Origin of the sequence: Prosthecobacter sp. (genome assembly GCF_044373815.1) — a bacterium.
GTDB lineage: Bacteria > Verrucomicrobiota > Verrucomicrobiia > Verrucomicrobiales > Verrucomicrobiaceae > Prosthecobacter.
The window spans coordinates 1-4,274 of record NZ_JBIPNG010000530.1; the positions used below are offsets into that span (position 1 = coordinate 1).

Genomic DNA, 4,274 nt, shown 5'->3' on the forward strand with positions numbered 1-4,274 from the left:
GCATCCGGAGTGGATGGACGCCCGCTACCGCAGCTACAAAGCCTTTTACGAAGGCATCCGGCTCGGCATGACGCGGGAGGAGATCATGGCCCTGCAGACGCAGCTTTACCCGGAAGGCGGACCCCGGCAGAAGCCTCAGCTCATCATTGAAGATGAGAAGGGCCTGACCTTTTTTATGAACCCGGAACATTCAGCGGAACCGAACTGCGAAGGTATCTTTTTGGGTTTCGAGAACGGGAAGCTGAAGTCAAAAACGTATTCCCCCGACTGAATCCCCATGCCGTTCTGGAAACGCCTGCTGCGCCTCGGCGCCATCCTCGTCCTCACGCCTGTGTTCTTTCTGCTCGGCTGCCAGTCCAGCCTGATCTACTACCCGAATCCTTACCGGGCGGACCATGAATCCATGCTGCAAGCCGACAAAGGCGAGCGCGTGCTTTTTGAGACGTCTCAGGGCCACCAGACGGCCTTCTACATCCCCCCGCGCGCACCTGCCAGCGGCCTGCCGCAGACGCTCTGGCTCTGCTTTGCAGGAAATGGCTCGCTGGCGCTCGACTGGCTGTATGACACAAACGCGTGGGATGACCGCTTTGCCTACCTGCTCGTGGATTATCCCAGTTATGGCGAGTGCGAGGGCAGCCCGAGCCCGGCGCGAATCCGGGAGAGCGGCAAGGGGGCCGTGGAGGCGCTGGCCAGGCACCTGCACACCTCCCAGGCCGAGCTGCTGCCCCGCCTGGCCGTGCTGGGGCATTCGCTGGGCTCTGCGGCGGCCCTGATGGCGGCGGATGACCTGGACATCCGCCGCGGCGTGCTGATGTCTCCCTTCACCACGATGACGGACATGGGCCGCATCGTGCTCGGCTGGCCGCTGTGCTACCTGAACCAGCACCGCTTCAACAACCGCAAAACGTTGGGCCACGTGGCCTCCCGTGCCGGGGCGCGGTTCGTGATTTTCCACGGCGCGGAGGATGAGGTGATCCCCGTGCGCATGGGGGTGGAGCTGGCGGCGGCCCACCCGCAGGCGGTGACTTTTCACGCCGTTCCCGGCGGTCACCACAACGACCTGCTGGACATGATTGCACCCCAGATCGGGCGGGCGATGGACGAGGTGACGGCGGGCGGGAAGCCGTAAGGCACACGGTGGTTGCTTTCAGGCGCTGCTGTGCTCTGATGGGCGCTCAATCCCCACCCACTAGCCCATGTCCGCGCCCTCCTCTACTTCGGAAAAATCGTCCTCCATCTGGTCTGTTCTCAATCTGATCATCGGATCTGCTCTCGGCGGCGCCGTCCTGCTGTGGGTGCTGGCCTTTATTTTTGACGGCGTGAGCTCCCTGCGTCCGAAGGCCAAAGTCGAGGCTGCTGCTCCGGCTGCCGCCGCCGCTGCACCTGCCGCCGCCACTGCGGCTGCTCCGGCAGCCCCTGCTGCCGCTCTGCCCGTGCTTGAAATCACCATCAAGCCGGACGCCGCCAACCCGCTGGCCTATGACACCAAGACCATCAGCGCCAAGGCCGGCCAGAAGATCAAGCTTACCTTCACCAACACCCACCCCACCCTGCCCCAGCCGCACAACATCGTGATCGGCAAGCTCGGCACCAAGGACAAGATGATGGCCATCGCCATGGGCGCCATGACGCTGGTGGACAAAGGCTACATCCCAGACTCCCCGGACATCCTCGCCCACACCAAACTGCTTCAGCCCGGCACTACCGAGACCATCGAGTTCACCGTGCCTGCCGCTGGTGAGTATCCTTACTTCTGTACCTTTCCAGGACACGTCGCCATCATGAACGGCATCCTCACCGCGCAGTAATTCTTTACCGTCCACCAGCCATGGCCGTCTCCATCAGCGTCGATTACGAAGGCGGCCTGCGCTGCCGGGCCACGCATGGCCCTTCGCAAAACCAGTTCATCACCGATGCGCCGGTGGACAACCACGGTAAAGGCGAGTCCTTCAGCCCCACTGATCTCGTGGCCACGGCGCTGGCCACGTGCATGGCCACCGTCATCGGCATCAAGGCGCAGCAGAAGGGCTATGACATCGCCGGCATGAAGGTCAGCGTGGAAAAGCACATGAGCGAGGACAGCCCGCGCCGCATCGTGCGCCTGCCCATCACCATCCAGATCCCGCTGCCGGAAGACCACCCCGACCGCAAGCTCCTCGAAGCCACCGCCCTCGGCTGCCCCGTGCACCACAGCGTGCACCCGGACATCGACAAGCCGGTGACGTTTGTGTGGGGTGTGAAGTAGAGTAGAACGAACTTCCAAGTTCGTTCCCCCAGAGCCCATCACCGAACTTGGAAGTTCGGTGATGATCATCCAGGCGAGGCGACTCTTGCCCCCTTCGTTAAATCACGCATCCGCGCAGCGGTTCCCTACCATTTCTGAGGTGTCAAAGCGGCGCGCCTTGAGACCCCTGATGCGTTGGTCCTGGCGCGCTTACCGCACCCAGCGTGCGCCGCTGGAGAGGCCCACGTGCCAGTCACGCAGGTGCATGTCGGAGTAGTCGGTCTTGCCCTGGGCTCCCACCATTTTGGTGCCGGTGGCGCGTTTCCAGGCTTTGCTGAAGCTCTCGGCGGTGTGGCAGCCCCAGCTCTGGCAGTAGGCTTTGCCGCTGAAGGCCCAGCGGCTGATCTTGCGCAGGTCGTTCTCATGCAGCCACGCGGTTGAGGTGGCGTACACGTCCGAGCTGTAGTCAAACATGAAGCTGAACTTGTTCGAGTGGCCGAAGTACTCGAAGCCGGAGATCTTCAAATTGCCGCGTCCGGACTGGCCGTTGTTGATGTAGTTGATGAGTTCCTGCGTGCTGCGGAACCACACGAGGTTGATGTACGGGTAGGCCTTGGTCACGGACTCCACATTCTGCGTCAGCGGCTGGTGCTCGGCGGCGGCGCGGCGCACGTAGGCGTCCCGATACACCAGCCAGGTGATGCGGGTGTTGGCAGGGACGGTCTTGTGGATCTCCTGCATGCGCACGCGGGCGGTGCGGACGAAGTTGCCCCACCAGCGGTCGTGCTGCTCTCCGGGCCGGCGCAAATCCTCAAACCCACGTGCCGCAGGCCCACCGCTGACGATGAGGTATTCGGTGTCTGCAACGGCCTTGGTGACAAGGCCGCTGGTGAGCAGGAGTAGCGTGGTGAAAAGCAGGCGGGTCATGATGGGGCTAACAAAGCACGACTACTTCGTTTCGACGAGCTTGAAGTTCTTGAACTGCACGACCATCGGCGGGCCGGCGTGGATCTGCAGGGCCAGGAGGCCTTCCTTCGGCGCGTTGGCGGTGTCTTCGTCGGTCACGTCGATGGTCTGCTGGCCGTTGATGAAATGCTGCACATGGTTGCCCTTGGCCACGATGCGGTACTCGTTCCAGTCTTCGGATTTGATGCTGGCCTGGATGGCGGCGCTGTCTCCCACGCTGCCGGCCACTTCCACCACGGCCTTCTTATCACCGTCGGCGGCGGGCTTGATCACGGTCTTCTCACCGCGCTTGGCCAGAATGCCACGGCCGCGCTCTTCGTAGAGGATGCCGCTGTAGGTCTTGCCCGCTTCGAAGTCGGCCTGGTAGCCGCTGATGATGGGGCCGTTTTCTCCGGCATTGAGCTCCTTGCTGCGGTACTGCACGCCGGAATTGCCCTTTTCGATGCGGTATTGAAACGTCAGCACGAAATCGCTCACGGTGCCGGCTTTCCAGACGAGGAAGGTGTTGTGCTTGAGGATGCTCTTGGCCGGATTGGCGGGGTCAGCCGGGGTTTTGCCGGTGATGGTGCCGTCCTGCACGCTCCAGAGGTCCTTGTTGCCTTCCCAGCCGGTCAGGTCCTTGCCGTTGAAGATTTCTTTTTCATCCGCGCTGGCGAAGGAAAGGGAGGCGAACAAGGCGGCGAGAGCGAGGTGCAGTTTCATGAAGGATGGTTGTGGTGGTCGGGCGAGGTTTAACGCGCAGGCCCGGGGTTGTCTATCGCTTTGCGGGAGGTGGAAGGATGGGTCGTGTCGCAAAGAGTGGAAGGTGGGGGCGGGGATGGCCGAGCCATCCGATAGCATCAGCGGAGCAGGATCGTGATCTTCTTGGAATGGAAATGCGATTTAAGTCTGCTATAAACCGCGCACGATGCCACTCCCACGCTTCCTCTCCTCTCCCGTCCTGTGGCGCTTTTTGGTGTTTTTATGGTTCGGGGTGCTGTTCTGGCTGTCTTCCCAAACGCATCTGCCATCCCCCGCGAGTTTTGAGGGCGTGGACAAGCTGGAGCACGCGATCTTTTTCTCGGCTGGCGGCATGTGCTTTCTA

General features: G+C 62.1%; 6 protein-coding genes. 4 read left to right on the forward strand and 2 right to left on the reverse strand.

What is annotated here, in order from left to right; translation table 11 throughout:
• The 4 genes from ACIREA_RS27565 to ACIREA_RS27580 form a co-directional block, all read left to right on the forward strand.
• Positions 1-271: hypothetical protein (locus ACIREA_RS27565; protein WP_397385535.1), on the forward strand; the 271-nt coding region annotated here is incomplete at its 5' end.
• A gap of 6 nt (positions 272-277) precedes the next feature.
• Complete coding sequence (locus tag ACIREA_RS27570; RefSeq protein WP_397385536.1) at positions 278-1,129, forward strand: alpha/beta fold hydrolase; 852 nt, start codon at positions 278-280, stop codon at positions 1,127-1,129.
• A gap of 67 nt (positions 1,130-1,196) precedes the next feature.
• Positions 1,197-1,808 carry a plastocyanin/azurin family copper-binding protein gene (locus tag ACIREA_RS27575; RefSeq protein WP_397385537.1) on the forward strand — a complete coding sequence of 204 codons (612 nt, stop codon included), beginning with the start codon at positions 1,197-1,199 and terminating at the stop codon, positions 1,806-1,808.
• 20 nt (positions 1,809-1,828) lie between these two features.
• Positions 1,829-2,245: an OsmC family protein gene (locus tag ACIREA_RS27580; protein WP_397385538.1), complete on the forward strand. Its 417-nt coding sequence runs from the start codon at positions 1,829-1,831 to the stop codon at positions 2,243-2,245.
• Between the two features lie 189 nt (positions 2,246-2,434).
• Here the strand turns inward: ACIREA_RS27580 and ACIREA_RS27585 are convergent, their stop codons facing one another.
• Both ACIREA_RS27585 and ACIREA_RS27590 read right to left on the reverse strand, forming a co-directional pair.
• Complete coding sequence (locus tag ACIREA_RS27585) at positions 2,435-3,151, reverse strand: hypothetical protein (RefSeq protein WP_397385539.1); 717 nt, start codon at positions 3,149-3,151, stop codon at positions 2,435-2,437.
• A gap of 21 nt (positions 3,152-3,172) precedes the next feature.
• A complete protein-coding gene (locus tag ACIREA_RS27590) occupies positions 3,173-3,892 on the reverse strand; it encodes a DUF1080 domain-containing protein (RefSeq protein WP_397385540.1) in 720 nt (239 codons plus the stop codon).
• Between the last annotated feature and the right edge of the window lie 382 nt (positions 3,893-4,274).

What these genes read in the sequence shown, in the direction of transcription:
- ACIREA_RS27570 (WP_397385536.1), top strand. Translation starts at nt 278, where the DNA reads ATGCCGTTCTGGAAACGCCTGCTGCGCCTCGGCGCCATCCTCGTCCTC.
- ACIREA_RS27575 (WP_397385537.1), top strand. Translation starts at nt 1,197, where the DNA reads ATGTCCGCGCCCTCCTCTACTTCGGAAAAATCGTCCTCCATCTGGTCT.
- ACIREA_RS27580 (WP_397385538.1), top strand. Translation starts at nt 1,829, where the DNA reads ATGGCCGTCTCCATCAGCGTCGATTACGAAGGCGGCCTGCGCTGCCGG.
- ACIREA_RS27585 (WP_397385539.1), bottom strand. Translation starts at nt 3,151, where the DNA reads ATGACCCGCCTGCTTTTCACCACGCTACTCCTGCTCACCAGCGGCCTT.
- ACIREA_RS27590 (WP_397385540.1), bottom strand. Translation starts at nt 3,892, where the DNA reads ATGAAACTGCACCTCGCTCTCGCCGCCTTGTTCGCCTCCCTTTCCTTC.